Below are 22875 nucleotides of genomic sequence, written 5' to 3' on the forward strand. Positions count from 1 at the left end.
TTTTTTTAGGAGGCTATATGAATCCATCATTTCAAGAATTAATTAAACATAAATTTCCTGACCTTTCTCGCGGTCAAAAAAAAGTGGCGGAGTTTCTCGTCAATTTTACGGAAAAAGGCTCGCTGTACACGGCCGGGCAAATTGGCAAAGAAGCAGGTGTCAGTGAAACAACCGTTATTCGTCTAGCTTACGCACTTGGGTTAAATGGTTTTTCCGATTTGCAGGAGCTAATGCGAAAAGAATGGCTTTCTTCTGCCGAATCAAAAGAAGCAGCTAACAAGACCGCAGCTGATTCTGCAGCGGAAGAAAAGAAACCTTTTAGTGAATGGCTTTCCCCCGTTGACGAAAAGGATTTATCTCAAGCTGTAGATGCGCTTATCAAAAGTGATCAAGTGTATATTGCAGGTTTCCGCGAATCTCATACGGCAGCGTACTGGCTGTATTATAAAATGAATCAGCTTCGCAATCATGTTCTTTTATCTTTTCCAACAGGTTTTTTGCTTGAAACGCTATGCAATCTCACGAGCGCATCAGCCGTTGTTGTATTTTCACTGCCGCGCTATACAAAAGAAGCGCTCGAAGTAGCTCAGCAGGCGAAAAAACAAGGTGCAAAAGTCATTGCCATTACAGACCGCCGTCTGTCTCCGGTAGGTCAAATCGCTGATATCACGCTTTTAGCCGGTACAACCGAACATATTTTATCGCTTCTTGCCCTATCTCAAATTGTCATTAGCAGCATGCAAAAAAGAGATGAAAAAACGGCTGGAAAACGACAAGAACACTTGGAAAAACTCTATGCCGAGCAAGGCATCTTTTTAGAATAGATAATAGAAAGGAAGTAAACAAATGACTGAAGCCTTAACGATTCGTTCACTTACAACAACCACTGAACTAGAAGACGTACGCGCATTAGAAAGCCGCGTCTGGGGAGAAGAAGAAGCCACGCCCGTTCATCAAACCTTGACCGCTGTTAAAAACGGAGGTCTTGTTCTTGGTGCGTTTCTAAATGAAAAGCTGATTGGCTTTCAATATAGTTTCCCAGGGTTTGACGGAGATTGCGTGTATTTATGTTCTCATATACTAGCAGTTGACCCTGCCTATCGCAGCATGGGTATCGGTGCCAAACTTAAGCATGCGCAGCGCCAGGAAAGTAAAAAAAAGGGCTATTCATATATTAGCTGGACGTACGATCCTTTAGAAAGCGCCAACGGGTATTTAAATATCGGAAAGCTTGGAGCCGCTTGTTCTACGTATATTGAAAACTGCTACGGAGACATGAATGATCCGTTAAATGCTGACTTGCCTTCTGATCGATTCGTTGTAGAATGGGCATCGGCAGAGGATACAAAGCGAGCTCATTCTCTTTATACGCCAGATCAAATAATGGACGCATCGCTTATTCAATGGACGTTAACGGATGAAGGATTTCCTTCTATTACAGATATTGATGAAAAATGGTTGGATCATGACGTCGTGTCTGTCGCTATTCCGTCTGCGTTTCAGCAAATGAAAGAAGTATCTCCTTCTCTAGCATTGGACTGGCGTATGCGAACAAGACGCGTATTTCAAACGTGTTTTGCAAAAGGATTTGAAGTAACAGGTTTTATGAAGCATCCAGAAAGCAGCGCACCCGTTCATTTTTATATTTTAACGAAAAAAGAGGTGCAAAAATGAAGATAAAACACGTCATTTTACGGCATTTAAAAATGGATTTACTTCATCCGTTTACGACAAGTCTTGGAAAAGAAGTGGATCGAGATTTTATTTTAGTAGAAATTCAAGACGAAGACGGACGATCCGGCTGGGCCGAATCCGTAGCGTGCGCAGATCCTTTTTATAAAGAAGAAACGCTCAAAACAAACTGGCACATTATGGAGGATTTTTTAATTCCATTGCTTCAACAGAAAGAAATTCAGCATCCTGACGAAGTATCTCAACGCTTTGCTCATATTCGAGGCAATTACATGGCAAAAGCGGCGTTAGAAGGCGCAGTTTGGGATTTGTATGCGCGCAGGCAAAACCTCTCTCTATCTAAAGCGTTAGGAGGCAGTAAAAGTCAAATTGAAGTTGGTCTTAGCGTTGGCATTCAGCCTACGATTGACGAAACGCTTCGAAAAATTGAAGCCGGCTTGAATGAAGGATATAAGCGGATCAAAATTAAAATTAAGCCAAGCTGGGATCTTAACTTGACGCGCGCCGTTCGAAACGAGTTCCCTTCTATTCCGCTGATGGTTGATGCGAACTCTGCTTATACGCTTGCAGATGCTGATCACCTTGCTCAGCTTGACGAGTTTGATTTAATGATGATTGAACAGCCGTTGGCTCATGATGATTTAATTGATCACGCTGAACTGCAGGCCCGCATGAGCACCCCTATTTGCTTAGATGAAAGCATTCATTCAGCTGAAGACGTTCGAAAAGCTATTAAACTTGGAAGCACGCAAATTATTAACATTAAAATTGGACGCGTAGGCGGACTAACCGAAGCCAAAAAAATTCATGACCTTTGTCAAACTCACGGTGTGCCCGTATGGTGCGGCGGTATGCTCGAATCAGGTGTAGGGCGAGCACATAATATTGCCATTACCACACTTGCTAATTTTACACTTCCCGGAGATACGGCCGCATCATCTAAATACTGGCCGCGTGATATTGTTCATCCGGAAATCACGGTCGACAACGGTATTATTTCCGTTCCCGATACACCAGGCATTGGCTATGAACCTGATCACGATCAGATAAAAGCGCTAACTTTACACGAAAAAACCTATACTTGCTAATCTTAAACAGGCTGGAACAAAAGTATGTTAGTTGAAGGAAAATCCGAACGGTACACCGTTCGGATCTTTTCATTGTGATGATAAACGTGAACGTAGGTTTCATCTATGTAGTGGCTTCTAGCTGTGGATTGGAGGGCCAGGCTCTACCGCCCGCGGAAAGCGGAGTCTTGCACGGAAATCAACAGCGGTGTAAAAAGCAACGCATACTAGCTCCTTTATTCAATTGATTTCTTTTTAGATTGGATGGATTTAGTTATGTCCCAGCCCCTTTTTTATAGGCTCCTCTCCCGAGATGATACGTGCCTTGGCAAGATAAACAAACATATTAGCAAAAATGGTCTTATGCACAATCCTTCTAGTAATAAATGAATATAAATAGAGTGTAAGGGACATGCAAGGGTATATTCATTACAAATTTTAGAAGAAAGGAGCATACTGATGAATATTGAAATTGGAATTGCCATTTTCGTGTTTACAATGACAATGCTCGTCATTTTTTGGAGGCCAAACGGCATCAACGAAGCATGGCCGGCAGCCATAGGAGCAGCCATTATCCTGCTTACAGGGATTGTATCCAAATCAGACATTGTTGATATTTTTGCAAAGATAAGCGGCGCTTCTATCACCATTATTGCCACCATTGTCATGGCCGTCATATTAGAAAGTTTTGGATTCTTCCACTGGGCAGCTGCACGACTAGTGAGTTTATCCAAAGGCTCAGGGTACCGATTATATTGGTACATTCAACTGCTTTGCTTTTTAATGACTTTACTATTTAATAATGACGGCAGTATTTTAATTACCACTCCAATTTTAATTCTACTTTTGAAAAACCTTCAGCTAAAACCCCACCAGCAGATCCCCTACCTTTTAAGTGGAGCGCTTATTGCTACCGCTTCCAGCGCGCCTATAGGTGTAAGTAATATTGTCAATTTGATTGCCTTAAAAATTGTTCATATGTCGCTTTATATGCACACGGCGATGATGTTTGTACCGGCGACACTTGGTTTATTATTTATGTCTTGGCTCATGTATACGGTCGTAAAACGCCATTTGCCAAAAAAACTGCCGCATGCTTCAAAAGATATAGAAGAAAGTTTCTTTACGAAACAGTTTCACCCCTTAAAAGGAAGCATTTCTGTTGAAACAAAACGTAAACGCACACAATTTATGCTGAAAGTTTTATTATTTGTGTTTGTTATGCGCTGTCTCCTATTTGTCGCCTCTTATTTCGGCATACCAATCGAATTGGTTGCTGTACTCGGCTCACTGATCTTGCTTGTTTGGAGATGGTATCACTTACGTACAAACCCGATTGATATTTTAAAGAAAACGCCGTGGCACATTTTTGTTTTTGCCTTTTCGATGTACGTTATTATTTACGGACTGCATAACGTAGGGTTAACGGAGCTGCTTGTAAAAGTTTGCGAACCAATTGTAAATCGAGGACTTTTTGAAGCAAGCTTTATCATGGGAGGACTTGTTTCTATTCTCTCTAACTTGTTTAACAATCACCCTGCCCTGATGGTTGGAACCATTACCCTGACTGAAATGGGGCTCGATCCTATTACTCTTAAAACCATTTATCTTGCTAATATTATTGGAAGTGATATGGGCTCGCTTTTATTGCCGATTGGAACACTGGCTTCTCTTATTTGGATGCATATTTTAAAAGAAAATCATATCAAGGTAAAATGGAAAGATTATTTAAAAGTATCACTTATTGTTATCCCGCTTACCACGATCGTTACTCTTTTCCTCCTATTCTACTGGGTTCAGCTCATTTTTTCTTAATACTGATTTACAGGACGGATTGTACTCTTTTGAAGCTTACAGTCCGTCAGAAATAAACAAATGTCTCCCATAAAAACCCCACTATATTTTTCTATTGTTTTTTATAGATACACATTCACCCAATAAAAACATTTTTTTACATTCACTAATTATTTAGAACAATTTAAAAAGAAAATCAATAAATATATTGAATCGAATTTCCTTCATGTGATAAGATATGGTTATATTGTTACTTTAACAATACATAGAGCGAATGAAGTAGAAAATATGCAGATGCATAGAACTTTCTAAACCCCACACGCAACATTTAGAGAGTGACATTCATTTTCTCATTAACACCCATACCTTTCTGAAAAGAGTGAGTACATTAGACTTGCTCTTTTTGTCTGTTTACTAGCAAGGTGCACTTCTTATATCAGGCCTTGTTTTACAATAAAACGACAAAAAAACAGGTAACTAAGCATGCCGCTTCTTACCTGTTTTTATATGCTAAAATGATAAAATCAAATTCTATCGCGCGAACGCCCTTTACGAAATTGATTTTAATTCTTCAATTAATTGAAAAAATTTTTCTTTGTTTCTTTCTTCTAATGTTTGATCGACTTCACGTAAAATTTGATCTCTTCTAAAATCTCGGATAGCCTTATTTAATACCATTTTAGCAAATATAGAATCGAGGATATCCATACGGATGGGCTGCGAGTCTGTCGGGTGCTTTTCGATATAAATCAACTCCTATCCTTTCCTCTATTATAACAAATTCTAGCAATGTATCAAAATTTCATGGAGATATGCGCTGCTGTGAAACAGCTTCGTATTCTGATTCTAGCTCTTGAAGCGTAAGCTCGTATAGCTGCTTGTTTCCTTTTTTATAAACTCCTGCATCCAGCAATAAATCAATCATTGATGTTTTTTTACATTGTATGTGAGAGTAAGCTTGTTTCGTCATCGTTACACCGCCTATTTTACGCTTAAAAATGAAATGATTTCTCTATATTTCACGACCTTTCTTTATGATACGGCCCGTCCTTTAGCTTACTGTGAAGAAAATGTTAAATTTATGTAATAATGCATAAAAAGAGGCCGGGACAGAACTAACTGAATCCAACCTAAAGACGAACAAATGAGATACATGAGCTGAACCGCTTATGACACCGCCGTTGATTTCCATGCAAGGCTTCGCTTTCCGCAGGCGGGCGCTGACCCTCCTCGTCGCTTACGCTCCTGCGGGGTCTCATCTGTCCCGCTTTTCCCGCAGGAGTCTTCGCCTTGCCCTTCAATCAACCGCTGGAAGGACGAAACAGATGAAGCTGTATTCACCATAAAAAAAACGAACCACTAATCAAACTTGTTGATCAATGGTTCGTTTTTCACTTGGGCTAAAATACGTTTCTCCCAGCCTCTTAGTTCTTCTATTAAAAATCAAAGTTGTCCGGATCTGGACCTACTCGGTGATTTTGGTTTAATTCATTAATTTTACTTACGTCTTCAGCATCCAATTCAAAATCGAATAGCGATGAATTTTCAACAATACGATGTTCTTTTGTTGATTTTGGAATCGTTACAACTCCGTTTTGCAGATCCCATCGCAGAATAATTTGAGCAACTGATTTGCCGTGTTTTTCAGCAATTTCTTTTAACACATCGTTATCTAGCAATTCTCCTTGCATAAGCGGAGACCATGCTTCTAGCTGAATATCGTGCTTTTGACAAAAAGCATGCAGCTCTTTTTGCGTCAAACGAGGATGATACTCAACTTGGTTAATAACAGGCTTAACCTCTCCATCTTTCATTAAGTCTTCTAAATGATGAATTTGAAAATTACTTACGCCCACAGCTCTTACTTTTTCTTCTTTATACAGCGTTTCTAATGCTTTCCACGCTTCTTTATACTTGCCTTCTACCGGCCAGTGAATTAAGTATAGATCTAAATATTCTAAGCCAAGCTTTTGTAAGCTTGTTTCGTAAGCAGCTAGCGTCTCTTCATAGCCTAAATCTGCGTTCCAAACTTTTGATGTAACAAAAATGTCTTCGCGTGAAAGACCTGCTTCTTTCAGACCTTGGCGAATTCCTTCTCCTACACCTTCTTCATTTTCATAAATAGCTGCCGTATCGATGCTGCGATAGCCTTTGACGATAGCTGTTTTCACGGCGTTCACTAATTCAGGCCCTTCTTCTACTTTAAATACACCTAGTCCAAGCCAAGGCATTTTGACTCCGTTGTGAAGTGTTACTGTATCTTGCAAATGATTACTCATTATAAAAAACCCCCTGCTAATTTCTTTACATTTGTTATTATGAAACAGAAAAAAAGAAAAAGATAGAACCCACTTTAAAGTAAGTTAGGCACTTCAAAGTTCTAAGGTAACTTTTTAGTAACCTGCTATCCCACTTAAAAATCACTAAAAAAAGAATCCTCCGCAGAGAATTCTTTTTTGTTTTTATTTAACGTTTATATTGACTGCTGAACTTGTATTTCCAGCGGCATCTTTTGCCGTCACAGCCAGCTTTACGCCTGCCTTTTGTTTTGGAATAGTTACTTTAAACTGCCCTTTGCTATCTGCTTTGCCTGATGCGATCAGCTTTGTACCGCTTTTAATCGTAATCACGGCATTCGCTTCTGTTTTTCCAGAGATAAAGGTGGACAAAGACGTAACGGTATTCACTGCCGGAGGTGCCGGCGGCGTTGTGTCTTGCACTTTTACAATTTTATACGGACTGTATCCTACTTTATTTTGCAGCACGGCCGTTACTTCTGTTCCTGCTTTTTGAGCAGGAATTTTTACGCTGAACTTGCCGTTTCCATCAATTTTCCCACTCGCAATAATTTTTCCGCCTACTTTAATATAAATAGACGCATTTTTTTCTCCTGTTCCCGTTACTGCTGTACTTTTTTCAGTAAGCGTAGCAACGGTTGGAAGCGCTGGTTTTGTCTGTACGGCACTAACCGTTACAAACGTATTGGAGCTGTAGTTATTAGCTGCATCTTTTGCTGTAACAGCCAGCTTTACGCCTGCTGTTTGTTTTGGAATCGTTACTTTAAATTGCCCTTTGCTATCTGCTTTGCCTGACGCGATTACTTTTGTACCGCTTTTAATCGTAATCACAGCATTTGCTTCCGTTTTTCCAGAGAGAAATGTGGACAAAGACGTAACGGCATCAACCGCCGGAGGTGCCGGCGGGGTTGTGTCTTGTACTTTTACAATTTTATACGGACTGTATCCTACTTTATTTTGCAGCACGGCCGTCACTTCTGTTCCTGCTTTTTGAGCAGGAATTTTCACGCTGAACTTGCCGTTCCCATCAATTTTTCCACTCGCAATAATTTTTCCGCCTACTTTAATATAAATAGACGCATTTTTTTCTCCTGTTCCCGTTACTGCTGTACTTTTTTCAGTAAGCGTATTAACGGTTGGAAGCGCTGGTTTTGTCTGTACGGCACTAACCGTTACAAACGCATTGGAGCTATAGTTATTAGCTGCATCTTTTGCAATAACAGCTAATTTTGTAGCAGCAGGCTGCTTGGGAATGGTGATGCTGAACGTTCCATCCGATTTGGCATTTCCTTTGCCAATTACTTTTTTATCAATTTTCACATGCACTTCCGCGCCCGCTTCTGTGCTTCCCGTTACGACTGTATCTTGATTGCTTACAGCGTTCACTTTTGGTGTAACGGGTGCTGTTTTATCCTGCACGGTTACAGTTACAGCTGGACTCACGCCCGCTGTGTTTCCAGCCGTTACAGACAGGTTGCTTCCTGCTTTTTGTTTCGCAATCGAGATGCTGTAATTTCCTTTAGCATCTGCTTTACCAGCTGCAAGCTGAAGACTTCCGTTTTTAATGACAACCGTTGCATTTGCTTCTGCGGTACCCGTAACGGCTGTACTTCGATCACTCACTTCATTAACTGTTGGTTTTACCGGAGCTTTTTGCTTTGCCGTAACAGTTACAGTCGATACAGTACTGCTATTTCCTGCTGCATCTTTTGCTTGTACGCTTAGCTTTGTATTCGCTTTTTGATGAGAAATGGAAACAGAAAACGCTCCATTTGCACCTGCTTTAGCCGTTCCTACAGTTGTAGTTCCTACTTTTACCGTAACTGTAGAATTTGCTTCTGCTGTACCTGTAACTTTTGTATCTTGATCACTTACTGCGTTTACTTTTGGCGCAGCTGGTGCCGTTTTATCCTGTACGGTCACCGCAGCGGCTGAACTTGTTCCACCTGCATTTTGAACTGTCACGTACAGCATGCTTCCTGCTTTTTGTTTCGCAATCGAGATGCTGTAATTTCCTTTGGCATCTGCGTTGCCTGCTGCAAGCTGAACACTTCCGTTTTTAACGATGACCGTCGCATTTGCTTCAGCCGTTCCTTTGATCATTGTGTCTTGATCACTTACTTCATTTACTTTGGGTGCAAGCGGTGCTTTTAACGTAGATTTAACCGCAAAAGAAGGCGCTTGGCTTTCGTTTCCTGCTTTATCTTTTGCACTTACCGCTATTGTTGTTCCGCCTATTTGTACTGGAATTGAAACAGTAAATGTACCGTTACCATCCGCTACTGCAGAGAACGTTGCATCGCCTGCTTTTACCGTCACGGCGGCGTTTGCTTCTGTTACGCCTGTTACGGTCGTATCTTGGTCACTTACTTCATTTACAATTGGAACAGAAGGCGGCGTTTGATCCGTTACGGTCACTACTGTGGCCGTGCTTTCATTTTCAGCTGCATCTTTAGACGTTACAGACACTTTTGTATCTGCTGGCTGCTTGGCAATCGTAATTGCAAATTTTCCAGCTTCATCAGCAAGACCCGTTCCAATTACTTCATTTTCCACTTTTGCAATAACAGAAGCATTTGGTTCTGTCACGCCCGTAAGCGATGTTTGGTTATCTCCTAATGCATTAACTGAAGGTGCATCAGGTGCAACCGTATCTTTCGGTGGTTCTTGCTCCTGCTCTTTTCGCGGATATTTTGTTGTATAAAAACTTAAAAGAGTAGTCGTTGGATAATAAAAATCTAAAATTTCACGATAGTCTTTGCCTAGGCTTGCCATTTTTTGAGCACCGTATTGACTCATTCCAACACCGTGTCCATTTCCTTTACCATTAAAAGTGGTTGATGTGCTTGTTTCATTTGTTTCCGTTACAAGCAGACTAAGCATCGCACGGCTGTTTAACATTGATTTTAGCTTCGTCGATGTTAAATCTTTTAATTCCAAATGATGAACCACTAGTTTTTGCGAACTGTCTACATCTCCTTTAACGAGGTAGTCCACTGTAATTGCACCTTTAGTCACACGACCTCCTGATGAAGGAGCATAAAAACTCACCTTTGGAATAGACGTAATTTTAATCGTTTTACCAGGATGCTTATTGGCTACTAACCATGACTTCAAATTATCTGTAACGGTTTTATCTTTTTCAGAAACCGTATTCCACCAAGCGCTATAGTTAGCTAAATCTTTTCCTGTTAAATCAATTTGCGTTTTTTGAATAGCTAACGTCCACGGCGTCTGCTTATCGTATGGATCTTCTTTCACAGGGAAATAAGAAAGCTGAGTTCCTCCCCAAGCGTTGCTGTTTGATTCGGTTCTTCCCCCGTTGCTTGATGAGAAAACGGCGTTGATTAATTTATTGTTGTAGGTAACTACTTGTCCGAATGTCTGATCTACTGCTTGGTTTGTGCTGTCGTACCACGTATAGCCACCGTACACTTGATAGCTTACCGTGTCATTGATTACTTTTCCTGCATAGCTCATTGCGTATGTTCTTGCTGCTACCGCCTGAGTTTTTAAAGCTTGCAGATTCCAAGATGTATAGACTTCATTTGGCACAACGCCTTTTAAATAGTCTTCAATCGGGAGCGTATTAACAGGTCTGACATACGTTCCCTTTTCATTTGTAAACGCCACGTCACCTAAGTACTGTCTGCCGTTAATAGATACGGGATTTTTATAAAGAGACGGTGTAATTTCAAAGCTTGTAAATTCACCTAAGACAGTGCTTCCTTGTTTTAAAGTGACACCTTGAGTTGTTGCGGTTACCGTATACTCCGTATTTGCATTTAAGACCAAATCCGAGTTTTTAATAGTGTATAAATAAGACGGCTTAATTGTAATTGCATGCTGATCTCCTAAATAGTTTACTAATTTTACAGACACAACTGGTTCTACCGTTTCAGCTTTCACGCTAGCAAGCGGCGTGAATTGAAACAGCAGTACGCTTAGTACTAAAGCTAATGCCGTTAACTTTCTCATCTTGTTCCCCCATTTTCATGTACTGTCTAACGCATTTTAATATCTCTCGTTATATCGACACAGTTTTATAAAAATTAAAGCATTTTACCTAGTTTTCTTTTCTTCTCGTCCATTTTTTTGTCGAAAAAACGCTTTTTTATATCATATGAACGACAAAAAAAACGTGTGACATAAATCAATTGATTTAGTCACACGCTTTTATAGGTCTTTCCACCTTTTATTTTGTCATTCCTTCATATGCCACGATACCGTCTGCAACATGATTCATCAGCTTTGTAAGGTAAGCCTGATCAGACAGGTTCCGGTCTTCTTCTGAATTCGTCATATACCCCAGTTCAACTAGCGTTACGGGTACAGTCGACCAGTTAAATCCTGAAAGATCACTGCGATAGCGAATGCCGTCCACTTCGACAAACTGATCTTCTTCCACCTCTGTCAGAATAGCTTGAGATGCTTGTAAACTGCTTTGATAAATAGACTTTGTATAGGAATTATCTTCTGCAGGAGTGAGCACAGAAAATCCTTTTACAGAAGTATTTTCAGAACCATCTGCATGGATACGTACGTGTAAGTCAGCTTTTGAATTATTCGCAAGCTCCGCTCGTTCCCGGTTGCTGATATTCACATCGTGAGAACTGCGAGTAAGCTTTACGGTTATGCCTTTTTCTTCGAGAAGCTGTTTTAATATCATAGAGGCTTCCAACGTCAGCTTGTATTCCGGCTTCTTGGTCACCACACCTGATGTACCTCCCGAAACTTTTATTTTTGTTTCTGCTGCTCCCGGCCCGATTGGCTCTTTCTCTAGGTTAGCCTGAGCTTGATGACCAGGGTCAATGTAGACTAAAAACGGAGGAGGATCGGCTTTTTCAGGCATGTTGTTTTTTACATTTTTTACTTCATTACCTGCTTCATGAGGCTGTACTGCTTGGAACTGTGAGATGGGCTGCTTCACTCTTTCTCCCTGCGCATGAGCTTTTGGTACATCTCCGCTAACGACGGCTTTCTCTGTTTGACCTTTCATCATAAAGAAAAATGAGAGTACTGCTACTATTGCAACAATACCTATTCCATAACTCCATACTAAGCGCTTCATCTTCGCTCACCAAACTTTCGAATAGAGTGGGATATTCCTTATGTTAAAGTACAAAATGTGTTAACGTTATTATCTCACAGAATATGGTTTTTTTTGTATAAAACGTTAAAAATAATATTGGCAATACGTTATGTATATGCAAACAAAAACAACACTACATAATGTAGTGTTGTTTTCTAAAAAAATGACGGATGGTTAAATCCGTTTTGCACCAATATAACGTGCTTTCCAGTAGCTGTTGCTAAGAGATGTAATTGTCACGCCTTTAGACGTAGAAGCTTGAAGAAACTGATTGTTCCCTAAGTACACGCCTACATGTGAAGGACCTTTTTTATACGTTTGAAAGAAAACTAAATCTCCTTTTTGAAGCTTTGCTTTTGAAACGCTTGTCCCTACTCGATACATTTGTTCCGTTGTGCGCGGAAGTGTTTTTCCAGCTTTTTTGAAAATGTATTGAATAAATCCAGAGCAGTCAAAACCTTTTGTTGTTGTGCCTCCCCATTTATAAGGAACACCTATTAATTTTTTACCAGTAGCAATAGCCGTATCTTTGTATGAATATGACGCTGCTTCTACTGTTTGAGCAGGTGCAATAAACGGACTGGCTCCGCTAAATAAAACTGCAGCTGCCGTTATAGACCCAATGATGGCTTTTTTCATTTTTTTCCTCCATTATGTAACCGAACGTTACGTTTCTATGAACCTATTTTTCAATGTGTTCGGTTTAATTATAATGAAAAAAGCCTCAAAAACTATTACGCTATGATTAAATAATGTTACAAAATGGTTACTTAGGAATTTTTATCTTTGGATATGTATAAAAGAGGTTGAGGCATAAGTCAATCCAATCTACAGACGAATAGATGAGCTAGTATGAATTGCTCGTTACGCGGCTGTTGATTTCCGTGCAAGACTTCCCTTTCCGCGGGAGTCTTGCACGGAAATCAACCACTAGAAGCAACTGCATAACAACCTACGTTTACCATCGTCACAAAAAAATCCGAACGATTACTCGTTCGGATCTTCCTTCAACTAAAATACGTTTGTAATTACGATACTTTTTTCGTTACTTCGTTAATATAAGCTTCCTTGTCTTTGTCGTTAAATTGACCTTCCCACTTTGAAATGACGATTGCACCAAGTGAGTTTCCAATTACGTTTACCGCTGTACGTCCCATATCTAACAAACGGTCAATTCCAGCGATAAAAGCAAGCCCTTCTACCGGAAGTCCTACAGATCCAAGCGTTGCAAGCAGTACAACAAACGATACGCCCGGAACTCCTGCAATTCCTTTAGATGTAACCATTAAAATTAATATCAGTGAAATTTGCTGTGTGATGCTCATATCAATACCGTACATTTGCGCAATAAAGATCGCAGCAAGCGCTTGATAAAGAGTAGATCCGTCTAAGTTAAACGAATATCCCGTCGGAATAACAAAAGATGTAATGGCTTTAGGACATCCGAACTTTTCCATTTTTGCAATAATACGCGGTAATACTGTTTCTGAACTTGCAGTTGAAAACGCTAATAGCAATTCATCTTTTAGCACTTTTAATAAATGGAAGATGTTAACGCCTGCCCATTTAGCTACAAGTCCTAGCACCACTAATACAAAGAAAATCATTGTGCCGTAAGCAACAATTACAAGCTTACTAAGCGGAATCAGAGACGCTAGTCCAAATTTTGATACGGTTACACCGATTAATGCAAATACGCCAAACGGTGCAAACTTCATAACTAAATTCGTTACCCAAAACATCGCTTCTGCCGTGCCTTCAAAAAATCTTAGAACCGGCTTTCCTTTTTCACCGATTGATGCAATTCCAAGTCCAAATAGGACCGAGAAGAAAATAATTGGCAGCATGTCGCCTGCAGCAATTGACTCAAATACATTCGTTGGGACGATGTGAACAAATGTTTCTACAAATCCTTTTTGCTCTGTAGCTTCTGCCGTTGATGTGTAGCTGCTGATATCTGATTTTTCAAGACCGCTGCGGTCCACACCAGTACCAGGGTGAAGCAAGTTAGCTGCTAATAATCCTACAACAATGGCAACCGTTGTAATGATTTCAAAGTAAAGAATTGTTTTTCCGCCTAATTTACCAAGCTTCTTAATATCACCAACACCCGCAACGCCCACAATGATACTAGATATAACAATCGGCACCACGATCATTTTAATTAAATGAATGAATACGTCTCCAATTGGCTGCAGCACTTCAACTGCTTTAGGATTTCCGTAAAAAATAGCCCCTACAATAATACCTGCAATCAAACCAATTAGAATTTGTCCTGCTAATCCAAGCTTTTTGAACATATCTTTGCACCTTCCTTCTTTTTTCTAACAGCTCGAAGCTGTTTATTTGCACTTAATGTATTCAACAGATACAATTCCATTAAGAACTGTTTATTAAGTAGTTCTTTTATTCATAAGATTACATTATCATAGGCATCACAAAATCTAACAAAAACCTACTGAAACTAACAAAAAGTTTTTAGAAAATTACAAAATGAAAACGCTGTAGTTTTTTTACTACAGCGTTTGTTTGACTTCATAATAGAGCATTTGGATAAATTTCTTTACATTTATACGGCTCGGAGTACTGCTTTTTCCCGTTCCTTTTTCTATATCTCTCATGCGCTGATGCACCATTGAAAAATCGAAAAACTTAGAAGCGTAATTTTCAAATTTAGGATTAAAGAAGTCAACCATCCCAAGAGAGGTCAAATGATTTAAAGACTGATAAATGGCTCTTCTTACTCGCTGCTCAGCTGCTTTCATTTCTTTTTGCAGCACGTCTTCTGTAAAAGATGAACCAAGCTTTCTCACGGTAATTTTCTCAAAAATTTCTTTGAGAGAAGGAAAATGCTGTTCATACATCGTGCTTTTTTCCGTTTGATGCAGGTAATTGATGATTTCAATTAAATCTTTACTTCCGCTTTCTCCTAAAATCCCAAGTTCTCTTAAAAGAAACCTGCACGCTTCTGCCGGATCGCTTTCTTTTTTACCAGAAGCAGGCGTTTTTTGCTGGTTTCCTATATTAAGTACGGTATTTAACGATTCTTGAATTTTCTCCATTGATTGTTGAACATGAATTCGTTCAATTACTTTTTGAATGACCATGAGCACTTCCATACGATTAAGCGGCTTTGTGATATAGTATTCAATGCCAAGCGAGTAGGCTTTTCCAATCAAATCTTTTGTTTCTACCTGTGACATCATAATAATTTTGCCTTTAAAAGTATCTTTTATTTTGCGCACGGTTTCGATTCCGTCTTGAATGGGCATCAACAAATCAATAAACAAAATATCGATCTGCTGCAATAAAGAAACTTGATCATTTAACACGATCCCGTCTTCTCCTTCTCCTATAACCTCCCCTAGATCATTATCTTCAATAATTTCGGCTAACATTGAACGAAAGACTTCGTCATCATCTATGATATAAAATCGCATATTAGTCCTTATCCCCCATTAACGTAGAAATAGGTAAATCTATAGCAAATTGAACACCGGGGCTTGGAGACAGATTAACAAATTGAATATTCCCTCCCAGCTGCTCGGTCATTTGCTTAACGTAGACAAGCCCAAGACCCGTAGAAGGCGTTCCGTCCTTTGCATATTTGGATGTGAATCCCGCTTTGAAAATGAGACGTTCATGCCTTTTTTTCACTCCGGGACCGCTATCTCTTACATACAATAAAATGCGGTCTTCTTCTCGACATACATCGATAATAATCGCGCCTTCTTCTTCAATCGCTTCGACCGCATTCGTTACTAGGTTATTAATTAATGATAAAAACAAGTACACGTGATAGCGAGGATGCTCTCCTAAAATCGAATATGAAAAATGAATATCTTTTGCTAACATCGCCGCATATTTTTCGTTGCTGCGCATGACGATTTGAAGCAGACTTTCGATTTCCATATACTCAGAAAATTCTTCTTTTGTAATGACCTTGGACAGTCCTGCTGATATCCGCTGGTTATCTTTTTTAATATCATGTACTTCTCCTGCAATTTGTAATGCTTTTTGGCTAAAATCGTGCAGTGAAGTAAGCTGGTGGATATCCGCTTCGTGTAATTCTTCATACAAATCATACGACTTTTTCGTAATTCTTTCAGCGTCTTGCAGCGTTTTTTTCAAATGAATGGATTCCTCATATAAATTTGAAAGCACAACAAGCAGCTGATCATTTTTTTGAGAGATTTGTCGTTCTCTCAGCTGCCCTTCGTAAAGTTTGATCATGCTAAACAGGCATAAAACAAAGAAACTTCGAAAGACGCCTACAATAAAAATTTGCATGAACTCTGGAAACACAATATGATGGTGAACCATCACATACATACAAAGCAGTTCCATGCCACCTGAAACCGTTTCGATGATGATGCTCCATATACCAATAATCCACGGCTTTGAATGAAAATCGTTAATCTTAAACCAAGAAAAAGCAATGGCATAAACAAGATAATAAATCCCCGCTGAACACCTGATCTGCAAAGAATGCAGAAAATCAAATGATTCGTAATTATACCAATCAAGGTACATTCGAAAGCCCACTATAGCACTCGCAACTAAAATACCTGGTATTACAGGAGATACCTTTCTTAAAAGCAGCAGTGAAAAGAAAAAAATGGGCACAGCAAAGCTGACTCTATACGTATCATGAAAAGGATAATATTTAAGCTCTCCTGCTAGCGGCACAACAACTATCATCACCAAAATGAGTAAAACATCTTTTTTTACTACCGTATCAACTTTCATCGTTCACGTCCTGCACTTTTTGAACATAAGTATATAGTTTAGCAATCTAAAAGACAATCGCTCTTCCTATATTTTTTACACTCCCACTTCCATTTATAAATATAGCCCATATATAAACGGTTATTTATTCTCTTTCATTATTCTTTGTAGTTTTTTAGATTTTCTTGTTTTATTTTGTAATTTTTGTTGTATAGTAGAAGTACCTTTTAAAATGTGAGGCTGTATCACAACTATTCAATTATTATTACATCACCTGATAGCTACACTAAAAAGGAAAACTATTATTTTACAGGGGGAGCTTATTTTACAATGTGGATCATTACCGTTTACTCGAAAAACCAAAGTCCGACTATGTTTGAATTTGAATCAGAGGTAGAGGCGAAAAAGACATTTCAGGAGATTAAAGGGTGTAAGATCCTATCGGAAGTTATTTACTATAACGACCGAGTTCCCGCTTTAGCGTAAATCAGTTGATGTAGGAAATTTTACAAATTATCGGTTAAAAGCCACGTAAAGAGCCAAAGGATGATCCTATTCCTTTGGCTCTTTGCTATTTGATTAGAAAAAACAAGGCTGAGATATAATAAAATGAATCTAATCTAAAGACGAACAAACGGTAGACATGAGCTGAACCGCTTGTGACACCGCAGTTGATTTCCGTGCAAGACGTCGCTTTCCGCGGGCGGCCGCTGAGCCTCCTCGTCGCTTGCGCTCCTGTGGGGTCTCACCTGTTCCGCTTTTCAAGCAGGAGTCTTCGTCTTGCCCTCCAATCAACTGGTAGAAGGGTCTACCGTTGACCCTAACAAAAAAACGAACCACTAATCAAACGTGTTGATCAATGGTTCGTTTTTCACTTCGTCTAATATACTTTTGTCTCAGCTTCGTTTTGCTTTGTGAGCATACTGACTGCCCACATTACGATAAAGTTGATAAGCAGCGCAATAAATCCGACGTTGATATCTTTCATTTGCTGAGGCAGTGACGGGAACAACGTACCAATCGTAGAGCCGCTGATTGTAATATAGGCCACTACAATAATTCCAGCAACAATCCCCCACGCTGCTCCTTGTTTCGTTACAAAGTTATTTTTCTTCAAACTGAAAAGCAGAGATGGAAACAGCTGTGTCATTAGACTATAGCCCATTAAAATAATTGTTGACAGCGTCGTTCCTCCGTTTAGTGTAAAGTAAACGGAAATAAGAGCCACAACCGGTACAAAGCTTTTCGCTAAACGAGCAATATGCGCTTCGCTTGCTTGAGGCGCAAACGGTTTATAAATATTTTTCGCCAGCAGCGTTGACGCACTCATTAACAGCATCGATCCCGGCACAAGCGCTGTCAGCAAACCCGCTCCTCCTACGATTCCAATAAACCAAGGATCAAACGTTTGGATTGAGATCCGTAATAGCGCAAGATCCACGTCTCCTCCGCTTAAACCAGGAACTTTTAAAATAGCTGCAAATCCAACAAAAAATACAAAGAGCAGCATCAGCGTATAAAGAGGACTAATAATTGCATTTTTACGAAATACCTTTGCATTTTTCGCTGTATAGCTTGAACTAAACACCTGCGGCCACATATAAAACCCAAGTACTAGCAAAATAACCGTCGAAATAAACCACGAGACGCTTAATCCTTGCTCAGGAAACTTTAAAAATCCTGGCTTCGCTGTATTCACAGCTTCAAACATTGGACCGTATCCTCCGTAATAATGAAAAGGTAAATAAATACCTAAAAATCCAATCACAGCAAGCATCATAATGTCTTTAATAACGGCCGTCCATGCAGAACCGTGGATACCGGATATCATCACATACAGCGTTAAACTGATAGCTCCCATCCAAATGGCTGCCGGCATTGAAATGGCACCGTATGATGCTTGTGATACAATAATTCCCAATCCTTTTAACTGCACAACAATAACAGGAATGACCGCAATCACTCCTACAGCAGCTACAAGCACACCAAGGTAAGGGCTTTTATATTTGCTTACGAAAAAATCAGGCTGCGAGACGAGCTTATGATCTCTTGCATACTTCCAAATAACAGGAAGAAGCCAGTATGATAAGACATATGATAAGCTAATATAAATTAAGACATAAAGTGCAGGAGCTCCTTTTCCATAAGCCCATCCACTTCCGCCTAGAAACGAAAACGTTGTATAGATTTCTCCGGCCATCAGCACAAACACTAAAATAGCCCCGAAACCGCGTCCGCCTACCGTCCACTGCTCCAAGTTCATATCCTTGCCTTTGGTTGATCGTATGCCAAGAAAAATAGCTGCCACTAAAAATAGTAAAATAATAATAAGTGCACTATTCATTCTTCTTCCCCTTCCCGATTTCTGGGATCAAGCTTATACATAACCCCTAAAATAATGGACGTAAGCACCACCCATATCACCATCCAAAACATATTGAACGGCATACCGAGAACAAACGGAGTCACTCGATTAACAAAAGGAAGAAACCCTAATGTGCCTACGAACGGAAGGACAGACAAAATATAGATAAATTTCATGACTAAACTCCTCCGACTTTCTAAAACTAACTTCTTTATATTACCACATATTCTGTCCATTCAATGAAGAAATGCTTGCATTTAAACTGAAATAATCTCCAAAAGATAAAATATTCTGTACTATTTTACAAAAATACTGTTTTCATTTTTCTGAATAAATAGTATAATTTCTTCTTATAGTTCGCAGGAGGTATCGTACAGATGAAAACAATAGAGAAAATCAGTACATTTGCAGGAAAAACATTTACGCTTTGGGTTATTTTAATTTCCGTTATTGCCTATTCATTCCCAGAGCACTTTGTATGGATTGGAAAGTATATCGTTCCGCTTTTAGGAATTGTCATGTTTGGAATGGGATTAACGCTGTCAGCGTCTGATTTCAGCGAAGTATTTCGAAGACCGAAAGAAGTAGCACTAGGCGTGGTAGGACATTTTATCATTATGCCGCTTCTCGCATTCGGTTTGGCAATTGGCTTAGATTTACCAAAAGAAATAGCAGTGGGCGTTATTTTAGTAGGCTGCTGTCCAAGCGGCACATCATCAAACGTAATGGTCTTTTTGGCTCGAGGAAACGTTGCGCTTGCAGTTGCTATCGCTTCTGTTTCAACCATTTTAGCACCGATTGTTACACCGCTTCTTATTTTATTATTTGCAAGCAAGTGGGTCGATATTGATATCATGTCTCTTATTATTTCCATTATACAAGTTGTCATCATTCCGCTTGCTCTTGGATTTACGATCAAAAAGTTTTTTGGAAAAGCTGCAGAAGCGAGTTCCAAAGCTCTTCCCCTTGTTTCAGTAGTCGCAATTGTTTTGATTGTATCTGCTGTTGTGGCAGGAAGCCAAGCGCAGCTTGCTAAAACGGGTGGTATCATTTTTGCCGTAGTCGTGCTTCACAACATTCTTGGTTTCACAATCGGCTTCTTCTTTGCCCGCTTATGTGGAATGGATTTAGCCAAACAAAAAGCGGTCGCAATGGAAGTTGGCATGCAAAACTCAGGGCTCGGTGTCACTATCGCTTCCACTCACTTTTCGCCGCTAGCCGCTGTCCCAAGCGCCATCTTCAGCGTCTGGCACAACATCTCAGGCTCAGTGCTAGCCTTTATCTTCAGCAAACTAAAAGACAAAAACCAGCCATCGTCTAACAAAAAAATGGCTGGCTAATACAATAAACTTATAAGGGAAGCACAAAAAGCTCCCATGAACCTTCCCAAAAAGGTTTTAAAAAGTTCTTAAAAGCTTTTACCTAGGAGAATTTCACCAACCCCGAAAGGGGGGTGAAATTCTCTTAGGTATAGAAAAAAAGACATGGCGCTTTTGCCATGTCTCTTTTTTCTACATCGATTCTAAACTATATTAGCCTCTTCCTGCTTGGAAAGAAGGATATTTCGTCATACCACCATCAGCAAATAATGTAATACCTGTTACATAGCTTGCTTGTGATGATGCTAAGAATGCTGCAACTGATGCTACTTCTTCTGGTTTACCGATGTAACCCATTGGAATCATGCTTTCTACGTCTGCACGTTGTACAGGATCTGCGAATTTTTCAGCGTTGATTGGTGTGTTCATCGCACCTGGTCCAATGTTATTTACGCGGATACCTTTTGGCGCATATTCAAGAGCCAATGTTTCCGTCATTAGTTTCATACCGCCTTTACTTGCTGCATAGTGAACAAATAATGGCCAAGGAATCATTTCGTGAACACTAGACATGTTAATAACGTTTCCTTTAATGTCGTTTTCAACGAAATATTTAATTGCTTCACGGCTTCCTAAGAATGCACCTGTTAAGTTTGTATCAATAACTTTGTTCCAGTTGTCTAAAGATAGCTCATGAGAAGGAACTGGGTTTTCAACACCAGCGTTGTTAATCATAACGTCTAATGTACCGAATTCTTTAATAGCTGTTTGAACAAGATTTACAACGTCTTCTTCTTTTGTTACGTCGCCTTGAACGATGATTGCTTGTCCGCCTGCTTCTTCTACTTCTTTTTTCGCATCTAAAGCTTCTTCTTCATTGTTGTAATAGTTAATAACAACTTTTGCTTCTTCTTGACCGAAACGAACAGCCATTGCGCGACCTAAACCTGTTGATCCACCTGTAATTACAACTACTTTATCTTTTAAATCTGTATACATAATAAAATCCTCCTAGTGTTTTCATTTATTCATACATACTATCATTAACTTTTACGTAAACGTTAACTTTTAGCCATTCCGAGGAATACGCCACCTAAAATGATGAGCACAATACCAATCGTAATTGAAATAAGCTGACGCTTTGTTTTCTTTTCTCCAAGTAAGAAGATACCGCCAAGCGTTGAAATAACGATTCCCATTTGTGATAATGAGAAGCTTGTTGCAACCCCTACTTTAGGTTGAGAAATAAATAAGAACATGTTACCAGCTGCCCAAATGAGGCCTGGAATAATGTTGCGAATTGCGTATTTATTAAACGGTTTGTGTTTATAAGTAAGTATAAGTCCACCAATTAACATACCAATTGCTTGTGGGAATAGTGCCGACCAGCCGTCTACATTAAATAAACGAGCGACAACTACATACACTAAGTATCCAATTGTTGAAACAATAAGGGTAATGATCCCTTTTTTAAATTGTCCAGATTGCTCTGGGTTTTTTTCGCTTTCTAGTGATGTTAGCACGATACCAATAACAATAAAAATAAGAGCTAACACGCCTAAAATAACGGTTGTTGTTGTTGACCACTCGTGAAACACGATAACACCAAACAGTGATGTTGTCACAAGCTGCATACCAGTTGAAATTGGCATGGTTTTTGAAACACCAATATAATCAATCGTTTTCAACTGATTACTTTGCCCAACTGCCCAAAATAATCCTGAAACGATTCCGACAATAAAAATAAGCGGCGTCAACACTGGATGAACTACGAAATAAATAACGGCTGAAAAGATCAGCGCACCAATTGTAGTTCCAAGCGTTTGACTGTAAGGACCTCCGCCCAATTTAACGTTGAACAGGACAATACTTCCCCAGAAAATCGCAGGAAGAATAGCCAAAAGGATATCCATTTGATACTAACCTTCTTTCTCAAACTCTTGATGTAATTGTAAATTTAAAGTACCTTTTATTTAACTAGGTAACTTTATGTAACCAATCTTAGACCTTTTTTCTTGATACGTCAATAATAATATGTCGATTCTGTGACTTTTTTTAAAAACTTTACAATACAGCGTTTCCAAGCTACTGAAAGTTTTGAAAATAAAAAAAGATAGCCTTTTCATTATCCAAATGCTAGTATATAATAACATTATAAGGGTTACTTTTAATATCCTATATACAATAAAGTAGGTGGCATGAATGAATGAATTTGATGAGTTATGTCCAAAAGTGTGGAAAACGTTTGATATAATCGGAAAAAGATGGAATGGGTTAATTATTTATGTCCTGATGAGCGGTCCTAAACGCTTTAGTGAAATTCACGGGAGCATTCCCTCTTTAAGTAAACGAATGTTAACCGAACGAATGAAAGAGTTAGAAGAAGAAGGAATTGTAATCCGGCACGTTATTCCTGAACGTCCGGTTCGTATTGAATATATCTTAACTAAAAAAGGATCAGAGCTTGGTATGATCTTAGGACCCGTCAGCAAGTGGGCAAAAACATGGATAAAATAAAAAA

At 39.3% G+C, this 22875-nt stretch carries 21 protein-coding genes; 6 read left to right on the forward strand and 15 right to left on the reverse strand.

Going from position 1 to position 22875, the window contains the following annotated elements:
• The first annotated feature begins 17 nt into the window (after positions 1-17).
• From AC1VNJ_RS09530 to AC1VNJ_RS09545, 4 genes are all read left to right on the forward strand, one after another.
• Positions 18-824, forward strand: coding sequence for a MurR/RpiR family transcriptional regulator (locus tag AC1VNJ_RS09530; RefSeq protein ID WP_482640718.1), 807 nt, complete (start codon positions 18-20; stop codon positions 822-824).
• Positions 825-846: 22 nt separating this feature from the next.
• Complete coding sequence (locus AC1VNJ_RS09535) at positions 847-1674, forward strand: GNAT family N-acetyltransferase (RefSeq protein ID WP_482640719.1); 828 nt, start codon at positions 847-849, stop codon at positions 1672-1674.
• Positions 1671-2780, forward strand: coding sequence for an o-succinylbenzoate synthase (gene menC, locus AC1VNJ_RS09540; protein ID WP_482640720.1), 1110 nt, complete (start codon positions 1671-1673; stop codon positions 2778-2780). Before AC1VNJ_RS09535 ends, menC begins: the two co-directional genes overlap by 4 nt.
• Before the next feature lie 438 nt (positions 2781-3218).
• Positions 3219-4574, forward strand: coding sequence for an arsenic transporter (locus tag AC1VNJ_RS09545; protein WP_033578244.1), 1356 nt, complete (start codon positions 3219-3221; stop codon positions 4572-4574).
• A 528-nt stretch (positions 4575-5102) separates the two neighbouring features.
• Here the strand turns inward: AC1VNJ_RS09545 and AC1VNJ_RS09550 are convergent.
• From AC1VNJ_RS09550 to AC1VNJ_RS09610, 13 genes are all read right to left on the reverse strand, one after another.
• Positions 5103-5306 carry an IDEAL domain-containing protein gene (locus AC1VNJ_RS09550; protein WP_016766443.1) on the reverse strand — a complete coding sequence of 68 codons (204 nt, stop codon included), beginning with the start codon at positions 5304-5306 and terminating at the stop codon, positions 5103-5105.
• A 49-nt stretch (positions 5307-5355) separates the two neighbouring features.
• Complete coding sequence (locus AC1VNJ_RS09555) at positions 5356-5523, reverse strand: Fur-regulated basic protein FbpA (protein WP_080974226.1); 168 nt, start codon at positions 5521-5523, stop codon at positions 5356-5358.
• A gap of 197 nt (positions 5524-5720) precedes the next feature.
• Positions 5721-5897, reverse strand: a complete 177-nt coding sequence (locus AC1VNJ_RS09560; protein ID WP_165573266.1) for a hypothetical protein — start codon at positions 5895-5897, stop codon at positions 5721-5723.
• A 92-nt stretch (positions 5898-5989) separates the two neighbouring features.
• Positions 5990-6832 (reverse strand): aldo/keto reductase, encoded by an 843-nt coding sequence (locus tag AC1VNJ_RS09565; RefSeq protein WP_084595966.1) that lies wholly within the window; start codon positions 6830-6832, stop codon positions 5990-5992.
• 183 nt (positions 6833-7015) lie between these two features.
• Positions 7016-10828, reverse strand: coding sequence for an Ig-like domain-containing protein (locus AC1VNJ_RS09570; RefSeq protein ID WP_482640721.1), 3813 nt, complete (start codon positions 10826-10828; stop codon positions 7016-7018).
• A 217-nt stretch (positions 10829-11045) separates the two neighbouring features.
• Positions 11046-11921 (reverse strand): N-acetylmuramoyl-L-alanine amidase family protein, encoded by an 876-nt coding sequence (locus AC1VNJ_RS09575; RefSeq protein WP_328173823.1) that lies wholly within the window; start codon positions 11919-11921, stop codon positions 11046-11048.
• A gap of 195 nt (positions 11922-12116) precedes the next feature.
• Positions 12117-12581, reverse strand: coding sequence for a C40 family peptidase (locus AC1VNJ_RS09580; protein WP_013055770.1), 465 nt, complete (start codon positions 12579-12581; stop codon positions 12117-12119).
• A 389-nt stretch (positions 12582-12970) separates the two neighbouring features.
• Positions 12971-14242, reverse strand: a complete 1272-nt coding sequence (locus tag AC1VNJ_RS09585; protein ID WP_028407730.1) for a cation:dicarboxylate symporter family transporter — start codon at positions 14240-14242, stop codon at positions 12971-12973.
• A gap of 216 nt (positions 14243-14458) precedes the next feature.
• A complete protein-coding gene (locus tag AC1VNJ_RS09590; RefSeq protein ID WP_482640722.1) occupies positions 14459-15382 on the reverse strand; it encodes a response regulator in 924 nt (307 codons plus the stop codon).
• 1 nt (position 15383) lies between these two features.
• Positions 15384-16691: a sensor histidine kinase gene (locus AC1VNJ_RS09595; RefSeq protein WP_482640723.1), complete on the reverse strand. Its 1308-nt coding sequence runs from the start codon at positions 16689-16691 to the stop codon at positions 15384-15386.
• A gap of 594 nt (positions 16692-17285) precedes the next feature.
• Positions 17286-17465: a hypothetical protein gene (locus AC1VNJ_RS09600; protein WP_328241097.1), complete on the reverse strand. Its 180-nt coding sequence runs from the start codon at positions 17463-17465 to the stop codon at positions 17286-17288.
• An 85-nt stretch (positions 17466-17550) separates the two neighbouring features.
• Positions 17551-19014 (reverse strand): sodium:solute symporter family protein, encoded by a 1464-nt coding sequence (locus AC1VNJ_RS09605; protein ID WP_098113773.1) that lies wholly within the window; start codon positions 19012-19014, stop codon positions 17551-17553.
• Entirely contained in the window at positions 19011-19211 is a 201-nt protein-coding gene (locus AC1VNJ_RS09610) for a DUF3311 domain-containing protein (protein WP_482640724.1), read from the reverse strand. Before AC1VNJ_RS09610 ends, AC1VNJ_RS09605 begins: the two co-directional genes overlap by 4 nt.
• A gap of 201 nt (positions 19212-19412) precedes the next feature.
• Here AC1VNJ_RS09610 and AC1VNJ_RS09615 point away from each other — a divergent pair, with 201 nt between their 5' ends.
• Positions 19413-20375, forward strand: a complete 963-nt coding sequence (locus AC1VNJ_RS09615; protein ID WP_013055760.1) for a bile acid:sodium symporter family protein — start codon at positions 19413-19415, stop codon at positions 20373-20375.
• A gap of 192 nt (positions 20376-20567) precedes the next feature.
• Here AC1VNJ_RS09615 and gdh read toward each other — a convergent pair whose 3' ends face one another.
• Both gdh and AC1VNJ_RS09625 read right to left on the reverse strand, forming a co-directional pair.
• Positions 20568-21353: a glucose 1-dehydrogenase gene (gene gdh, locus AC1VNJ_RS09620; RefSeq protein ID WP_014461262.1), complete on the reverse strand. Its 786-nt coding sequence runs from the start codon at positions 21351-21353 to the stop codon at positions 20568-20570.
• Positions 21354-21415: 62 nt separating this feature from the next.
• Positions 21416-22267, reverse strand: coding sequence for a GRP family sugar transporter (locus tag AC1VNJ_RS09625; RefSeq protein ID WP_028412283.1), 852 nt, complete (start codon positions 22265-22267; stop codon positions 21416-21418).
• 289 nt (positions 22268-22556) lie between these two features.
• Here AC1VNJ_RS09625 and AC1VNJ_RS09630 point away from each other — a divergent pair, with 289 nt between their 5' ends.
• Positions 22557-22871: a winged helix-turn-helix transcriptional regulator gene (locus AC1VNJ_RS09630; RefSeq protein WP_482640725.1), complete on the forward strand. Its 315-nt coding sequence runs from the start codon at positions 22557-22559 to the stop codon at positions 22869-22871.
• Positions 22872-22875 lie beyond the last annotated feature (4 nt).

This window comes from Priestia sp. 3CA3, assembly GCF_056836725.1.